The organism is Gordonia sp. UBA5067, assembly GCF_002414845.1.
Lineage (GTDB): Bacteria > Actinomycetota > Actinomycetes > Mycobacteriales > Mycobacteriaceae > Gordonia > Gordonia defluvii.
On sequence record NZ_DIAX01000030.1, the window covers coordinates 51,958 to 64,612 of the forward strand.

A 12,655-nucleotide genomic window follows, 5' to 3' on the forward strand; every position below is an offset into this window, starting at 1 on the left:
CCGTCGCGACGCTCGCGACGGCCGTTATCGGATTTCCGGCGACCTCAGCGCAGCAGCGCGCGACTCATCACCACGCGCTGGATCTGGTTGGTCCCCTCATAGATCTGTGTGATCTTGGCGTCGCGCATCATGCGTTCGACCGGGAAGTCGGTCGTGTAGCCGGCACCACCGAAGAGTTGGACGGCGTCGGTGGTGACCTCCATCGCGACGTCGGAGGCCAGGCATTTCGACGCGGAACTGATGAATCCGAGGTTCTTCTCGCCGCGCTCGGCCCGCGCGGCAGCGGTGTAGACCATGAGGCGGGCGGCCTCCACCTTCATCGCCATGTCGGCAATCATGAATTCAACGCCCTGGAACTGGCTGATCGTCTTGCCGAACTGCTTGCGATCCTTGACATAGGCAATGGACGCGTCCAAAGCACCCTGGGCAACGCCGACGGCCTGGGCGCCGATCGTCGGACGGGTATGGTCCAGCGTGGCGAGCGCGGTCTTGAAGCCGGTGCCCTCGTCGCCGATGATCCGGTCGTCGGGGATGGTGCAGTTCTCGAAGTAGAGTTCGGCGGTCGGGCTGCCCTTGATGCCGAGTTTGTGCTCGAGCGGCCCGACGGTGAAGCCCGGGTCATCCTTGTGGACCATGAACGCGGAGATGCCGTTGGCACCCTGGTCGGGATCGGTGACCGCCATGACCGTGTACCAAGACGACTGTCCACCGTTGGTGATCCAGCACTTGGATCCGTTGATCACCCAGCTGTTGCCGTCTTTGCGCGCACGGGTCTTCATGGCGGCGGCATCAGAACCGGCCTCGCGCTCGGAGAGCGCGTACGAGGCCATGGCCTCGCCCGACGCGATCGAGGGCAGCACCTTCGACTTGAGCGCGTCGTCGCCGGCGAGGATCAGTCCCATGGTGCCGAGTTTGTTGACCGCGGGGATCAGCGACGCAGACACGTCGACGCGGGCGACCTCCTCGATCACGATGCACGCGGCGATCGAGTCGCCTCCCTGGCCGTCGAACTGCTCGGGCACGTGGATGGCGTTGAAACCGCTGGCGATAAGTGCCGTGCGGGCCTCCTCCGGGAACCGCGCCTTCTCATCGACCTCCTTGGCGTACGGGGCGATCTCCTTCTCGGCGAGGGCACGGATCGCCTCGCGCAGCGCCTGATGCTCCTCGGGCAGCTGGAACAGATCAAAATCCGGATTGCCGACCATGGTCTCTCACTCCTCCTGACACGCAGTGCCAACTTGTGTTCGTACAGTTCATCATGGGATCAGCGCATCGCACAACAACCGCAGTTCGACGTCGAGATGCTCGGCGCCGCCGCCCGCCTCGCCGCGCAACATCGAGCGCAAGACATAGTTGTGCACGCCGGTGACCGCTGCCGCAAAGCCGACGATCCGCTCGGGTGCGGCGCACGGCAACCGGTCGCGCAGGAAATCCTCGAACAACCGCTGATACCGGTAGGTGGTGACCAGTTCACGGTCACGCAGGGCGGGAGTCTGCGACACAATCGCATAGCGGCGAACCGCCAGATCGCGATGCTTGTCATAGTGGGCGAAGACCAGTTCGGCACCCGCGCAGACCGCCCGCCAGGGGTCTGCGTCGGTGGCTGCGAGGAGGTCGGCAACCTCCGCCAGCAACGACTCGTGATCGACAAAGATCAAGTCTTCCTTGGAGTGGAACATCCGGAACAGCGTGCGGCGCGACGTCCCGGCCGCACCGGCCACCTCATCGACGGTGGTGGCGTCATAGCCCTGCTCGGAGAACAGCCGGATCGACTCGGCGACAACGTGCATCCGGAACCCCGCGACGTCGGCGCTCGTCTGCGGTTCCGAATCCGTCGCGGTCATGTCGACCAGTATCGCCCATCGGCGGCCATCCGACACTGCGGAGTCGGCCCACCCGCATCCACGACATCAGTCACACTGAAGGCATGAAGATCCCCCGCGCCGTCGCGCGCTTCAACAAAAAGGTGACCAACCCGATCCAGCGGCAGTGGGCCCCGCACCTGGCCCCATGGGCCACGGTGGAACACATCGGCCGCAAGTCCGGCACCCACTACTCGACCCCGGTGCTCGCCTGGGTCGAGGGCGACCGACTGTCGATCATCCTCGTCTACGGTGCGGACACCGACTGGATCCGCAACGCGCAGGCGGCGGGACGCTTCGATCTCATCCGCAAGAACAAGCGCTACACCGTCGTCGGCCCACGCGTTGTGCCGTCGGACTCCCCGGACATCGTCAAGGGCGCCCGGCTGCCAGCCCGGATCAGCGACTACGTCCTCAACGGCACCCTCCTGGAGCAGTAATGCCGCGCGACCCGCTCGACGACTTCGCGACCGAACAGTTCACCGCCGACGGTGTGACGCACCAGGTGTACGTCCAGGGCTCCGGTCCGGCGGTGATCGTTCTCTCGGAGATCCCCGGCATCACACCGCTGGTCGCCGATTTCGCCCGGCGCGTCGCCGACGCCGGCTGCACCGCCTTCATGCCATCGCTGTTCGGGATCGACGGCCAGTCGATTCTCCCGGCCAGCGCCTCGGACGTGGTGGCGTCGGGACGGATGGCCGGCAGCCTGGTTCGCAAAGTCTGCATCAGCCGCGAGTTCACGATCCTGGCGACCGGCCGCAGTTCCCCGGTCGTCACGTGGTTGCGCGCCCTGGCCCGCGAGGCGCACGCCCGCTGCGGCGGTCCGGGTGTCGGCGCCATCGGGATGTGTGTGACCGGCGGATTCGCATTGGCGATGGCAGTCGATGACACGATCATCGCCCCGGTCCTGTCCCAGCCGTCGCTACCGCTGCGACCGGTCGGCAGTGCCCGCAACATCGATATCTCCGACGATGATCTGGCACGGGTCAAGACTCGCTGTGCCGCCGGGCTGCAGGTGCTGGGGATGCGGTTCAACGGCGACCATCTGGTTCCCGCAGAGCGATTCGACTTTCTGCGCGAACAGCTCGGCGACGCGTTCATCAGCATCGAACTCCCCAATTCGGCGGCCAACCCAAAGGGCGCCATTCCGCCGCACTCGGTGGTGACCGAGCACCTGATCGACGAACCGGGCGAGCCGACGCGCGAGGCATTGGACCGGGTACTCGGTTTCTTCACCGAGAAGCTGGGCGTAACCACGTGACGCCACCGTGGCGCGCCATCGGTCTGCCTGGTGGCTGACATGGCGGATGCACCGCCGGCACTCGAGGTGCTGCGCGATCCCGTCTCTCAATCATTGCGCGGCCCGCACGCGCGGTTCGCCCGTACCCGTGGCCGGATCAGCCGCTACGACCCGGCGGTCTCGGTCTTCTACGCCCACCCCGCCGAACTCACCGGCGACGACTGGGCTGATCTACGTGCGCTGGCGGGCCCCGATTCGACGGTAGGGCTGCGCGGACGACGATCGCCGATACCGGAGCACTGGACGCTGTTGCGCACCGTCCGGTTGCTCGTCTTTTCCGGCGCGGAGCTTCACACGCGGCCCGACGACGCGGCAGTCGTCCTCGGACCCAACGACACCGACGACATGCTCACCCTGATCGCGCAGACGCAGCCCGGCCCATTCACGCGGCGCACCATCGAACTGGGCCGATACCTCGGTTTTCGCGACGAGGACGGGCAACTGATCGCCATGGCCGGCGAGCGCATGCGCCCACCCGGCTGGGGCGAGATCAGCGCCGTCGCCACCGCGCCCCACGCACGCGGGCAAGGGCTGGCCGGTCGCCTCATCCGTGCGGTCGGCGCACACATCGTCGGCCGCGGCGACACGCCATTTCTGCACACCTCCGCCGACAACCCGGCCCGCGCGCTCTACGAACGAATGGGATTCGAATTGGTCGACGAGGTCGGTCTCGAAATCCTTTCGGTCCCGTAGCCGGTCAGTCGCGCAGTTTGCGCCCGCCCGAGTCGGGCACCTTCCCGGTCAGCATCATGATGCCGTCGATGAACGGCCAGATGCCACCCAAGCCGCAGGTCAGCCACGTCACCGCGATCTGCGCGATCGCGATCCCGGAGTAGCCGAGATAGAAGCGTCCGACGCCGAAGGAGCCCAAGAAGATCTGGAGCAGGCCGGCGACCATCTTGCTCTTGTCCGAGAGTGGGTTCCCCCACTCGTCGAACTGCGGTGCGGCATACGCGTAGCCGGGCTGCGGGTAGCCGGGCTGCGGGTAGCCGGGCTGCGGGTAGCCGCCGGGCTGACCGTAACCGGACTGGGCGTAACCAGACTGGGCCGGATCACCGGGCTGGGCGTAGCCACCCTCGTAGGGGTTGGCGCCGGGTTGGGGCTGTCCGGGAAACGGCGCACCGGGCTGCGCTGGATTGGACGGGTTGGCGAACGGATCAGGCGAAGTCACGGCCGCCACCTTATATCGGATGGCCGGCCGGTGCTATGCCGGCTCAGCCGGCCGGGCTACAGGTCGAGGACCCCGACGACCTCGGTTTCCAGACTTCCCAACCACACCCGACCGTGGTGCTCGCGGACACCGGTGACCATGTGGAAGTCCGACGCGTCGCCGTGGATATCGTGCCGCAACCGGCCGGCGTCGTCGAAGGCCTGAACCCGCACGGTCTGCTTCGGCTTCGGTTGCAGAACGTCGGGGACCTTCGTCGACATGCGGCGCAGAAACCTCGGTGCACGCTGCAGCGCGGACACCAGCGGTTCGGTGGGTGAGGCGATCGTCACCCAGATCAGCCCGTCGCTGCCGCGCGCAATGTTGTCCGGATAGCCCGGCAGGTCGGAAACCAGATAGTCCCGGGTGCCCGCCTTGGATCCGGTCAACCACCAGCGCACCACGGTGCGCGCAGCCGTCTCGGCGACGCAGACATACGACTCGTCGGCGGCCAATGCGACCCCGTTGGCGAAGGCCAGCCCGTCGAGCACGGTGGTCACCGATCCATCTGCCGCGTCGCGCCGAAACAACCGGCCTGTTCGAGTGTCTTCGACGAGATCGTGTTTCCAGCGCTCGATCGGGTGCAGCGTCGAGGAGTCGGTGAACCAAATGTCCCCGGTGCCCATGACCGCAGCGTTGTTGCAGAACACCATCTGACGGCCGTCGATCGCCGTGACAAGTTCCTCGACGGCCCCGGTGGCCGGGTCGGCCACGAGCAGGCCCCGGTGCGCGTCGGCGACGAGGAGTCGGCCGTCGTCGAACAGTTCGATACCCAGCGGCCGTCCGCCGGTGTCGCCGACCTGGGTGACCGCACCGGTCCCCGGCGCAATCGAGAGCAGCCGACCGTCTTCGAGCCCCGTGTAGACCGTCCCGTCGGCGGCGACCACCACATCCTCGGGGCCGCGGCCGACCTCGACGACCCGAACCGGGCGCAGCTCGATCGCAGCCATCACCGTCCCATCAGCTCTTGCCGCAGCGCGGCGTCCTTGTCGGCGACCATCGCCGCCAGATCCTCCTGGAACTTCACCATCCGCTGCTGCAGCGACGGGTCACCCGCGGCCAGGATGCGGACCGCCAGCAGTCCGGCATTGCGGGCGCCGCCGATGGAGACCGTGGCCACCGGCACCCCGGCGGGCATCTGCACAATCGACAGCAGCGAATCCATGCCGTCGAGGTACTTCAACGGCACCGGAACGCCGATGACCGGCAACGGCGTGGCCGACGCCACCATGCCCGGCAGGTGCGCCGCCCCACCTGCGCCGGCGATGATGACCGACAGTCCACGTCCGGCAGCGCCTTTCGCATAGTCCAGCATCAACTGAGGGGTGCGGTGCGCCGAGACGACGCCCACCTCGAACGGCACCCCGAACTCGGCGAGGGCGTCGGCGGCGGCGGTCATCGTCGGCCAATCCGAATCGCTGCCCATGATCAGGCCGACGCGCGGCCCCCCGGTCGCATTGCTTGCTGCGTCACTCACCGTGTACATCCCATCCGTCGGTCCAGCGTGCGGTCGACAGCCACGTCGCCGCCCGTTCAGCACGCTCGCGGACCTCGTCGACCGACGCGCCCGGCGCACCCACGATATTGACATGCCCGATCTTGCGATCGGGCCGTTCTCCCTTGCCGTACAGGTGAAGCTTCGCCTCGGGCAGCCGCGCCATCAGGTGGTGGACGCGCTCGTCCATCGACATCGCCGGCGCTTGCGCGGCACCCAGCACGTTGGCCATCACGACCGGACCGGCAACGATGTCGGTCGGCCCCAGGGGATAGTCGAGGATCGCCCGCAGGTGCTGCTCGAACTGGGAGGTGATAGCGCCGTCCATCGACCAATGGCCGCTGTTGTGCGGACGCATCGCCAGTTCGTTGACGACCAGGCCCCCGTCAGCGGTCTCGAACAGCTCCATGGCCATGACCCCGATGACCCCGAGCTCCTCAGCCAGCCGCAGCGCCATCTGCTGCGCCTGCTCGGCGACGTCGGGCGCCAACCCAGGCGCGGGCGCCACCACAACCGCGCACTGCCCTTGCCGCTGAATGGTCTCGACCACCGGCCAGGCCGCCCCCTGACCGAAGGGCGACCGCGCGATCAGCGCCGACAACTCGCGCCGCATGGACACCCTCGCCTCGACCATCAGCCGGGTCGACGCATCGGCACGGTCGAACAGGTCCAGCGCCTGCTGCTCGTCGTCGACCAGCCAGACCCCGCGACCGTCGTACCCGCCCCGCACGGCTTTGAGCACGACGTCCCAGCGGTGCTGCGCGCCGAACTCGCGCAGCACCCCGCGCGCGGCGGCGCGGTCGCCGGCGAGGTCGGCGAAGTCGGGCACCGGCAGGCCGAGCGCGGTGAGCCGCGTCCGCATGGCCAGCTTGTCCTGCGCAAAGCGCAGTGCCTTCGATGGCGGCCGCACCGCCACCCCCTCGGCCTCGAGCGCCTCGAGGTGCGCCACCGGCACCCCCTCGTGGTCGAAGGTGAGCACGTTCGCACCGGCCGCAGATCGCCGCAGATCGTCGAGGCGCTCATGCGACCCGATGACGACGTCGGCGCTGACCTGCGCGGCGGGATCATCCTCGCTCGCGGCAAGGACCCGCAGGCATTGGCCCAACGCAATTGCTGACTGGTGGGTCATCCGCGCCAGCTGACCACCGCCGACCATGGTGACCACCGGCATCGGTGAAACGGATCTCAACACGACGTCCATCCTGCCGCATGTTTCCGGCGACGCGAACCGTGCCCGTAGACTTGAACCTTGTGCCCTTTGTCAACGACGTGATCAACGCGCTTCCCGGTCCGCTGCACCGGATCGCCATTCGTCACCGCGAGCTGATCAAGTTCGCCATCGTCGGCGGCACCACCTTCATCGTCGACATGGCGATCTTCTACCCGCTGGCATACACGATCCTCGAGGGAAAGCCGACCGTCGCCAAGATCATCTCCGGCGTCGTCGCGACGATCCTGAGCTACATCCTCAACCGCGAGTGGACCTTCAACAACCGTGGCGGACGTGAGCGCCACCATGAGGCGCTGCTGTTCTTCGTGATCAGCGGGATCGGCGTCTTGCTGGCCGCGGCGCCACTGTGGGTCGCCAACAACATGTTCAGCCTCCGCGAGGCGCCCCAGGGCCTCAAGCTCGCGATACTCGACTTCATCCTCGCCTACATCATCGGCAACATCCTGCAGATGGCGTTCCGGTTCTGGGCGTTGCGCCGTTTCGCCTTCCCCGAGCTCACCCCACCGGGCGGCGAGGGCGGCTCCACCGACCTGAGCCCCAATCTGGTCGAACTCACCGATGAGGAGCTCGGTCACGCTTGACCGGTTCGGTCGGCGCGGCGGCGGGCACGACGATCGCGAACACCGGCGGCCGGCGCGAGGTCAGCTCCAGTCGACCGCCGTCGGCCTCCACCAGCGCCCGGGCCAGTGACAGGCCGACCCCGGTCCCGGTCGACACCCCGCCGGTGAACCCGCGGCGGAAGATCTTGTCGACGAGATCGTCGGGCACCCCGGGGCCCTGATCGGTCACCTGGAGTCGCAGCATTCCCGCGGTCGCCAACGCGTCCAGGGACACCGTGGCGCTCCCCCGGCCGTGGTGCAACGCATTGTCCAGCAGTACGGCGAGGGCCTCGCGCAGCCGACTCGGCTGCGCGGTCCACACCACTGCCGGCGCCGAGCCGAGGGTCACGATCCGCACCTGTCGATCGGCCGCCGCGAATGCCGGGGCGAAATCGGCGACCAGGGTCCGGACCATCGACTCGACGTCGACCTCGGTCGCCGGCTCTCCCTCGCTGACCCTCGAGGCGACGACCATCTCGTCGAGTTCGCGGGTCAGGCGGTCGACCTGGCTGGCCGCGGCCTCGGCTTCGGCGACGACAGCGGGGTCCGGATGCATCGCGAGCTCGTCCAGCCGCAACTGGATCGCAGTCAGCCGACTGCGCAACTGATGCGACACCTCGCCGACAATTCCGCCCTCCCGGTCCAGTCGGGTGGCAATCTCAGTATTCGCCGCCCCCAGGGCACGCGACACGCGGTCGAGCTCGGGTATCCCATACTCCGGCCACTCCGACCGGAAGTCGCCGCGCGCCATCGCCGACGCCCGGTCCGCGACCCGCGTCAACGGGTCGGCGAGCCGGCGCGCGGTCACCGTCGCCACGCCGACGCCCGTCCCGGCCGAAGCCAGCACCGCCGCCGCCACGATCGCCACCCCGCCCCACTGGTCGCGGCGCACCTGGTTCACCGGAATCGCCAGCTCGACGGTGCCGGCTTCGCCGAGGTTGATGGAGTCGGCGAACTCCCGCCCCGCGATCGGCGCACCCAGTGTGGTCGTGACCAGGCGCGGTGCCGCACCCGGCGCTGTCGGCACGCGGTGGGTCACCCGTAGCATCCCGCTTTCGGGAATCAGCAGACCCACCCGGGATCCGGCCAGCAGACCGGCATCAAGTTCCCCACCGGGTTCCTCCAACTGGATCAACTCGCTCGCGATGTGTTTGAGCCGCAGATCGAGGTCCTGATGGGTGGTGTCGGCAATCCACCACCAGGCGATGACCGAGAGCGGCACCCCCAGCAGGATCCCGACGATCAGCACCATGCCGATCATCGAGCTCCGGATCCGCCGGCGCACTCAGGCGCCCATCGCGGGAGTCGACACGTCACGCATCGAATCGGAACCCCATGCCGCGCACCGTGACGATGTGGCGCGGCCGGTCGGCGCGGTCGTCGCCGATCTTGCGGCGAAGCCAGGACACGTGCATGTCCAGGGTCTTCGAGGACCGCAGGTCGGCAGATCCCCACACCTCGGTGACGAGTTCATCCCGGCTGACGACCTGCCCGGGTCGCTCCATGAGGAATTGCAGCAGATCGAACTCCCGGTTGGCGAGCACGACGTCCTCGCCGTCGAGGAGGACGCGGCGCGCGCGCGTGTCCAGCACTATCGCCCCGCCGACGAGGACCTCTTCGGCCACCGCCGGCTTGCGACGCAGGAGGGCGCGCACCCGCGCGAGTAGTTCTGCCAGCCGGAAGGGTTTGCCGACATAGTCGTCGGCACCAGCATCGAGGCCGACGACGAAGTCGACCTCGTCGGTACGCGCGGTGAGCATCAGGACAGGCAGGTCGGGGCGGCGGATGCGTAACTCCCGGCACACCTCGAGCCCATCCATCTTCGGCAGTCCGAGGTCCAGGACGAGCAGTTCGAAACGGGGATCGATGGCCTGCTCGAGCGCGGCGGGCCCGTCGGCGACGACCACACAGCCGTAGCCTTCGCGGGTCAGCGCCCGCGCCAGCGGTTCGGCGATCGCGGCGTCGTCCTCGGCGAGCAGCACCTCGGTCATCGGAACTCCGGCGCGTCGAGGTCGTCGAGCACCTCTTCGTAAAGCAGGGCGTGCACCCGTTCGACGTCGGGAATGTTGTGGAAGGTCAGCGGCTCGTCGGAAGCAGACTCGATCACCAGCGTCCCGGTGCGCAGCAGCCGGTCGACCAACCCGTGCCGGAACTCGACGGTATTGATGCGCGAGAGCGGAATGTCGATACCCGAGCGGGCGACGATACCGTTGCGATAGATGATCCGCCGGTCGGTGATGACGAAGTGGGTCGTGGCCCAGGTGATGAGCGGGCGCAGGAAGTACCAGATCAGCGCGATCCCCCAAAACACGCCCACGGCGATCAGCGCCACCGTCCGGTTCGTGCCGGCCAGTGTCGAGCCACTGATGATGCCCACGAGGAGGCCGGTGAGCATCGAGACGATCGCGAACACCAGAAACGGCGGGATGAGCAGCTTCCAGTGCGGGTGGCGGTGCAGCACGACGGTCTCGCCGGGCGCCAGGTTGTGTGCGGGATAGCCCATGCCGACGAGCATATGTCGCGCCTAGACTGTGGGCCATGACCTACCACGACCCGCGCGGCAACAACCCCGGCACCAGGGCTTACACCCAGCCGGCCCAGCCCCCGATGTATCCGCGGGAAAGCCACGAGGGTCAGCCGCATTACCCAGCACCCGTACCCGCACCCGCACCCGAATCCGCGCCCGCTCCCGCGCCGCCGCGCGCACCGGTCGTCCGGGCGCCCAACCTCAATCCGGTGATGTTCATCGGCGGGGTCGTCATGACCGGAGTGGTGGTCGCGCTCGCCGTGTGGCTGGTGGCCTGGATCATGCGCACGATCGCCAGTCGCGTCAACGAGACCGGCACGCTGGGCGTGTGGAACCCGCTGGAGCAGAGCGAGGTGTGGTTCGCGCTGGTCGGCTTCCTCTGCGCACTGCTCGCCGCGGCGCTCTGGTACGTGCTTCAGCTGATCACGCCGGCACCGGGCAGTTTTTTCACGTGGATCGTCGGATTACTTCTGCTCGCGGCGGTGGTGATCCCGGTTCTGCTCGCCACCGGCGACCTGGTCGCCGGTATCTGCACGTCGATCCTGCACCTCGTGATCGGGTTGCCGATCCTCGCGCTCATCCCGATGGTGGGACGACAGTCAGCGCATCGCTGACCGGTCGGTCTGCTTCAGCGGCCCCGGTCAGCTCTGCGGGTGAGCCCGCAGATGGGTGACATCGCCAGCGGCAACAGCCGTCGTCGACCCACCGTCCGCGGTGACCAGCAACCGGCCCTGCGCGTCGACGTCGACGGCGGTCCCGATCAGTTCGTTGTCGCCCGGCAGTACCAGCCGTACCCGTTGCCCCAGCGTCACGCATTTCGAGCGGTATTCCTGGGCGAGCTCGTCAAGTCGCGACGGCCACATCGCCAACTCGACGTCGAGCTCCCGAAGGATGTCGACCGCCAACTCGTCGTCGTCGATCGCTCGACCGGTCTCCACGAACACCGACGTCGCCTCGGGAACGGGCAGCTGGTCGGGGGTCATCGACGTATTCACCCCGATCCCGATAACGGCCTGCCCGTCGCGGCCGGACCCGCCCGCGAGGACACGGGTCGAGTACTCCGACAGCACACCGGCGACCTTGCGCTCGCCGATCAACACGTCGTTGGGCCATTTCACCCCCGGCACCGCGTCGAACATGGTGGTGCGTGCCAGGGCATCGGCGACGGCGACACCGGCCAATAGTGAAAGCCAACCCATCGCCGACGTCGCCGCACCGACCCGGACCCCGACCGAGAAGGTCAGTGCTCCGGACGGCCCAGTGGTCCACGTCCGGTCGTGGCGCCCACGCCCGGCCGTCTGATGCCGCGCGACCAACACCCGCCCGTCAATGTCCTCGATCGACGCCGCCACCGCGAGGTCGGCGTTGGTGGATCCGGTCGATTCGACAACATCGACCTGGCGCCACCGGGTTCCGGCAAGATGATCTATCAGACCCGACATGCCTTCAACTCTAGGCCGATGCCTCGCCACGGGGGTGCTGGCGCGGCCGTACCCCGGCTCGTTAGCATGAACCCCCATGACCACCGCATCGCAGGACTCGTCGTCTCCCGACATCCACACGACCGCCGGCAAGCTCGCCGATCTGCGCAACCGACTCGAGGAGACCAAGCACCCGGTCGGCCAAGCGGCAGTCGAGAAGGTCCACGCCAAGAACAAGCTCACCGCCCGCGAGCGCATCACCCACCTCCTCGACGAAGGGTCCTTCGTGGAGATCGACGCCCTGGCACGGCACCGCTCCACCAACTTCGGCCTCGGCGAGAACCGGCCGCTGGGCGACGGCGTCGTGACCGGCTACGGCACCATCGACGGCCGTGAGGTGTGCGTCTTCTCGCAAGACTTCACCGTGTTCGGCGGCAGCCTCGGCGAGGTTTACGGCGAAAAGATCGTCAAGGTCATGGACCTCGCCCTCAAGACTGGGCGCCCACTCATCGGCATCAACGATGGCGCCGGGGCCCGGATCCAGGAAGGTGTGGTCTCACTCGCCCTCTACGGCGAGATCTTCCACCGCAACGTGCGCAATTCGGGCGTCATCCCGCAGATCTCGCTCATCATGGGCGCAGCGGCGGGCGGTCACGTCTACTCCCCGGCGCTCACCGACTTCGTCGTGATGGTCGACCAGACCAGTCAGATGTTTGTCACCGGACCGGACGTCATCAAGACCGTCACCGGCGAGGACGTCACCATGGAAGACCTCGGTGGCGCCCAGACCCACATGGTGCGCTCGGGCGCGGCCCACTATGTCGCCCCCGACGAAGAGGACGCACTCGAGTACGTCAAAGATCTGCTCTCCTACCTGCCCAGCAACAACCGTGCTGAGCCGCCCCGCCTGCCGGTCCCGACTCCCACCGGCTCGATCGAGGACAATCTGACCGCGGAGGACCTCGAACTCGACACCCTGGTCCCCGACTCGGCGAACCAGCCCTACGACATGC

At 67.8% G+C, this 12,655-nt stretch carries 16 protein-coding genes; 6 read left to right on the top strand and 10 right to left on the bottom strand.

Features of this window, described 5'->3' with window-relative positions; genetic code table 11:
- Window positions 1–44: 44 nt before the first annotated feature.
- Together B4M62_RS04975 and B4M62_RS04980 are read right to left on the bottom strand one after the other, a co-directional pair.
- Window positions 45–1,205 (bottom strand): acyl-CoA dehydrogenase, encoded by a 1,161-nt coding sequence (locus tag B4M62_RS04975; protein ID WP_290705870.1) that lies wholly within the window; start codon window positions 1,203–1,205, stop codon window positions 45–47.
- A 51-nt stretch (window positions 1,206–1,256) separates the two neighbouring features.
- A complete protein-coding gene (locus B4M62_RS04980; RefSeq protein ID WP_344716975.1) occupies window positions 1,257–1,844 on the bottom strand; it encodes a helix-turn-helix domain-containing protein in 588 nt (195 codons plus the stop codon).
- A gap of 83 nt (window positions 1,845–1,927) precedes the next feature.
- Here B4M62_RS04980 and B4M62_RS04985 point away from each other — a divergent pair, with 83 nt between their 5' ends.
- The 3 genes from B4M62_RS04985 to B4M62_RS04995 are packed head-to-tail and all read left to right on the top strand — an operon-like array spanning window position 1,928 to window position 3,855.
- Complete coding sequence (locus B4M62_RS04985; RefSeq protein ID WP_290705871.1) at window positions 1,928–2,302, top strand: nitroreductase family deazaflavin-dependent oxidoreductase; 375 nt, start codon at window positions 1,928–1,930, stop codon at window positions 2,300–2,302.
- Window positions 2,302–3,123, top strand: a complete 822-nt coding sequence (locus tag B4M62_RS04990; RefSeq protein WP_290705872.1) for a dienelactone hydrolase family protein — start codon at window positions 2,302–2,304, stop codon at window positions 3,121–3,123. The genes B4M62_RS04985 and B4M62_RS04990 overlap by 1 nt, the downstream gene beginning before the upstream one ends.
- A 39-nt stretch (window positions 3,124–3,162) precedes the next feature.
- Window positions 3,163–3,855 carry a GNAT family N-acetyltransferase gene (locus B4M62_RS04995; protein ID WP_290705889.1) on the top strand — a complete coding sequence of 231 codons (693 nt, stop codon included), beginning with the start codon at window positions 3,163–3,165 and terminating at the stop codon, window positions 3,853–3,855.
- A 4-nt stretch (window positions 3,856–3,859) separates the two neighbouring features.
- Here the strand turns inward: B4M62_RS04995 and B4M62_RS05000 are convergent, their stop codons facing one another.
- The 4 genes from B4M62_RS05000 to B4M62_RS05015 are packed head-to-tail and all read right to left on the bottom strand — an operon-like array spanning window position 3,860 to window position 7,065.
- A complete protein-coding gene (locus B4M62_RS05000) occupies window positions 3,860–4,333 on the bottom strand; it encodes a TM2 domain-containing protein (protein ID WP_290705873.1) in 474 nt (157 codons plus the stop codon).
- A 56-nt stretch (window positions 4,334–4,389) separates the two neighbouring features.
- The gene (locus tag B4M62_RS05005) at window positions 4,390–5,319 is read right to left on the bottom strand and encodes an SMP-30/gluconolactonase/LRE family protein (protein ID WP_290705874.1); all 930 of its coding nucleotides are present in this window, start codon (window positions 5,317–5,319) and stop codon (window positions 4,390–4,392) included.
- The gene (gene purE, locus B4M62_RS05010) at window positions 5,319–5,855 is read right to left on the bottom strand and encodes a 5-(carboxyamino)imidazole ribonucleotide mutase (protein WP_290705875.1); all 537 of its coding nucleotides are present in this window, start codon (window positions 5,853–5,855) and stop codon (window positions 5,319–5,321) included. Before purE ends, B4M62_RS05005 begins: the two co-directional genes overlap by 1 nt.
- Window positions 5,839–7,065, bottom strand: a complete 1,227-nt coding sequence (locus tag B4M62_RS05015; RefSeq protein WP_414651782.1) for a 5-(carboxyamino)imidazole ribonucleotide synthase — start codon at window positions 7,063–7,065, stop codon at window positions 5,839–5,841. Before B4M62_RS05015 ends, purE begins: the two co-directional genes overlap by 17 nt.
- A 50-nt stretch (window positions 7,066–7,115) precedes the next feature.
- Here B4M62_RS05015 and B4M62_RS05020 point away from each other — a divergent pair, with 50 nt between their 5' ends.
- Window positions 7,116–7,676 (top strand): GtrA family protein, encoded by a 561-nt coding sequence (locus B4M62_RS05020; protein WP_290705876.1) that lies wholly within the window; start codon window positions 7,116–7,118, stop codon window positions 7,674–7,676.
- Here B4M62_RS05020 and B4M62_RS05025 read toward each other — a convergent pair.
- From B4M62_RS05025 to B4M62_RS05035, 3 genes are all read right to left on the bottom strand, one after another.
- Window positions 7,648–8,946, bottom strand: a complete 1,299-nt coding sequence (locus tag B4M62_RS05025) for a HAMP domain-containing sensor histidine kinase (RefSeq protein ID WP_290705877.1) — start codon at window positions 8,944–8,946, stop codon at window positions 7,648–7,650. The two genes, B4M62_RS05020 and B4M62_RS05025, sit on opposite strands and share 29 nt — an antisense overlap.
- Before the next feature lie 61 nt (window positions 8,947–9,007).
- On the bottom strand, window positions 9,008–9,685 hold the full coding sequence (locus B4M62_RS05030; protein WP_290705878.1) for a response regulator transcription factor: 678 nt from the start codon (window positions 9,683–9,685) through the stop codon (window positions 9,008–9,010).
- Entirely contained in the window at window positions 9,682–10,209 is a 528-nt protein-coding gene (locus tag B4M62_RS05035; protein ID WP_290705879.1) for a PH domain-containing protein, read from the bottom strand. Before B4M62_RS05035 ends, B4M62_RS05030 begins: the two co-directional genes overlap by 4 nt.
- 23 nt (window positions 10,210–10,232) lie before the next feature.
- Here B4M62_RS05035 and B4M62_RS05040 point away from each other — a divergent pair, with 23 nt between their 5' ends.
- On the top strand, window positions 10,233–10,835 hold the full coding sequence (locus B4M62_RS05040; RefSeq protein ID WP_290705880.1) for a DUF6069 family protein: 603 nt from the start codon (window positions 10,233–10,235) through the stop codon (window positions 10,833–10,835).
- Between the two features lie 27 nt (window positions 10,836–10,862).
- Here B4M62_RS05040 and B4M62_RS05045 read toward each other — a convergent pair whose 3' ends face one another.
- Entirely contained in the window at window positions 10,863–11,663 is an 801-nt protein-coding gene (locus tag B4M62_RS05045) for a biotin--[acetyl-CoA-carboxylase] ligase (protein ID WP_290705881.1), read from the bottom strand.
- A gap of 76 nt (window positions 11,664–11,739) precedes the next feature.
- Here B4M62_RS05045 and B4M62_RS05050 point away from each other — a divergent pair.
- Window positions 11,740–12,655, top strand: a 916-nt coding sequence (locus B4M62_RS05050) for an acyl-CoA carboxylase subunit beta (RefSeq protein ID WP_290705882.1), incomplete at its 3' end; no start/stop codon positions are given.

Bases quoted from the DNA above. Each gene is read 5' to 3' on its own strand.
- B4M62_RS04975 (WP_290705870.1), bottom strand. From the start codon at position 1,205: ATGGTCGGCAATCCGGATTTTGATCTGTTCCAGCTGCCCGAGGAGCAT.
- B4M62_RS04980 (WP_344716975.1), bottom strand. From the start codon at position 1,844: ATGACCGCGACGGATTCGGAACCGCAGACGAGCGCCGACGTCGCGGGG.
- B4M62_RS04985 (WP_290705871.1), top strand. From the start codon at position 1,928: ATGAAGATCCCCCGCGCCGTCGCGCGCTTCAACAAAAAGGTGACCAAC.
- B4M62_RS04990 (WP_290705872.1), top strand. From the start codon at position 2,302: ATGCCGCGCGACCCGCTCGACGACTTCGCGACCGAACAGTTCACCGCC.
- B4M62_RS04995 (WP_290705889.1), top strand. From the start codon at position 3,163: ATGGCGGATGCACCGCCGGCACTCGAGGTGCTGCGCGATCCCGTCTCT.
- B4M62_RS05005 (WP_290705874.1), bottom strand. From the start codon at position 5,319: ATGGCTGCGATCGAGCTGCGCCCGGTTCGGGTCGTCGAGGTCGGCCGC.
- purE (WP_290705875.1), bottom strand. From the start codon at position 5,855: ATGTACACGGTGAGTGACGCAGCAAGCAATGCGACCGGGGGGCCGCGC.
- B4M62_RS05015 (WP_414651782.1), bottom strand. From the start codon at position 7,065: ATGGACGTCGTGTTGAGATCCGTTTCACCGATGCCGGTGGTCACCATG.
- B4M62_RS05025 (WP_290705877.1), bottom strand. From the start codon at position 8,946: ATGGTGCTGATCGTCGGGATCCTGCTGGGGGTGCCGCTCTCGGTCATC.
- B4M62_RS05030 (WP_290705878.1), bottom strand. From the start codon at position 9,685: ATGACCGAGGTGCTGCTCGCCGAGGACGACGCCGCGATCGCCGAACCG.
- B4M62_RS05035 (WP_290705879.1), bottom strand. From the start codon at position 10,209: ATGCTCGTCGGCATGGGCTATCCCGCACACAACCTGGCGCCCGGCGAG.
- B4M62_RS05040 (WP_290705880.1), top strand. From the start codon at position 10,233: ATGACCTACCACGACCCGCGCGGCAACAACCCCGGCACCAGGGCTTAC.
- B4M62_RS05045 (WP_290705881.1), bottom strand. From the start codon at position 11,663: ATGTCGGGTCTGATAGATCATCTTGCCGGAACCCGGTGGCGCCAGGTC.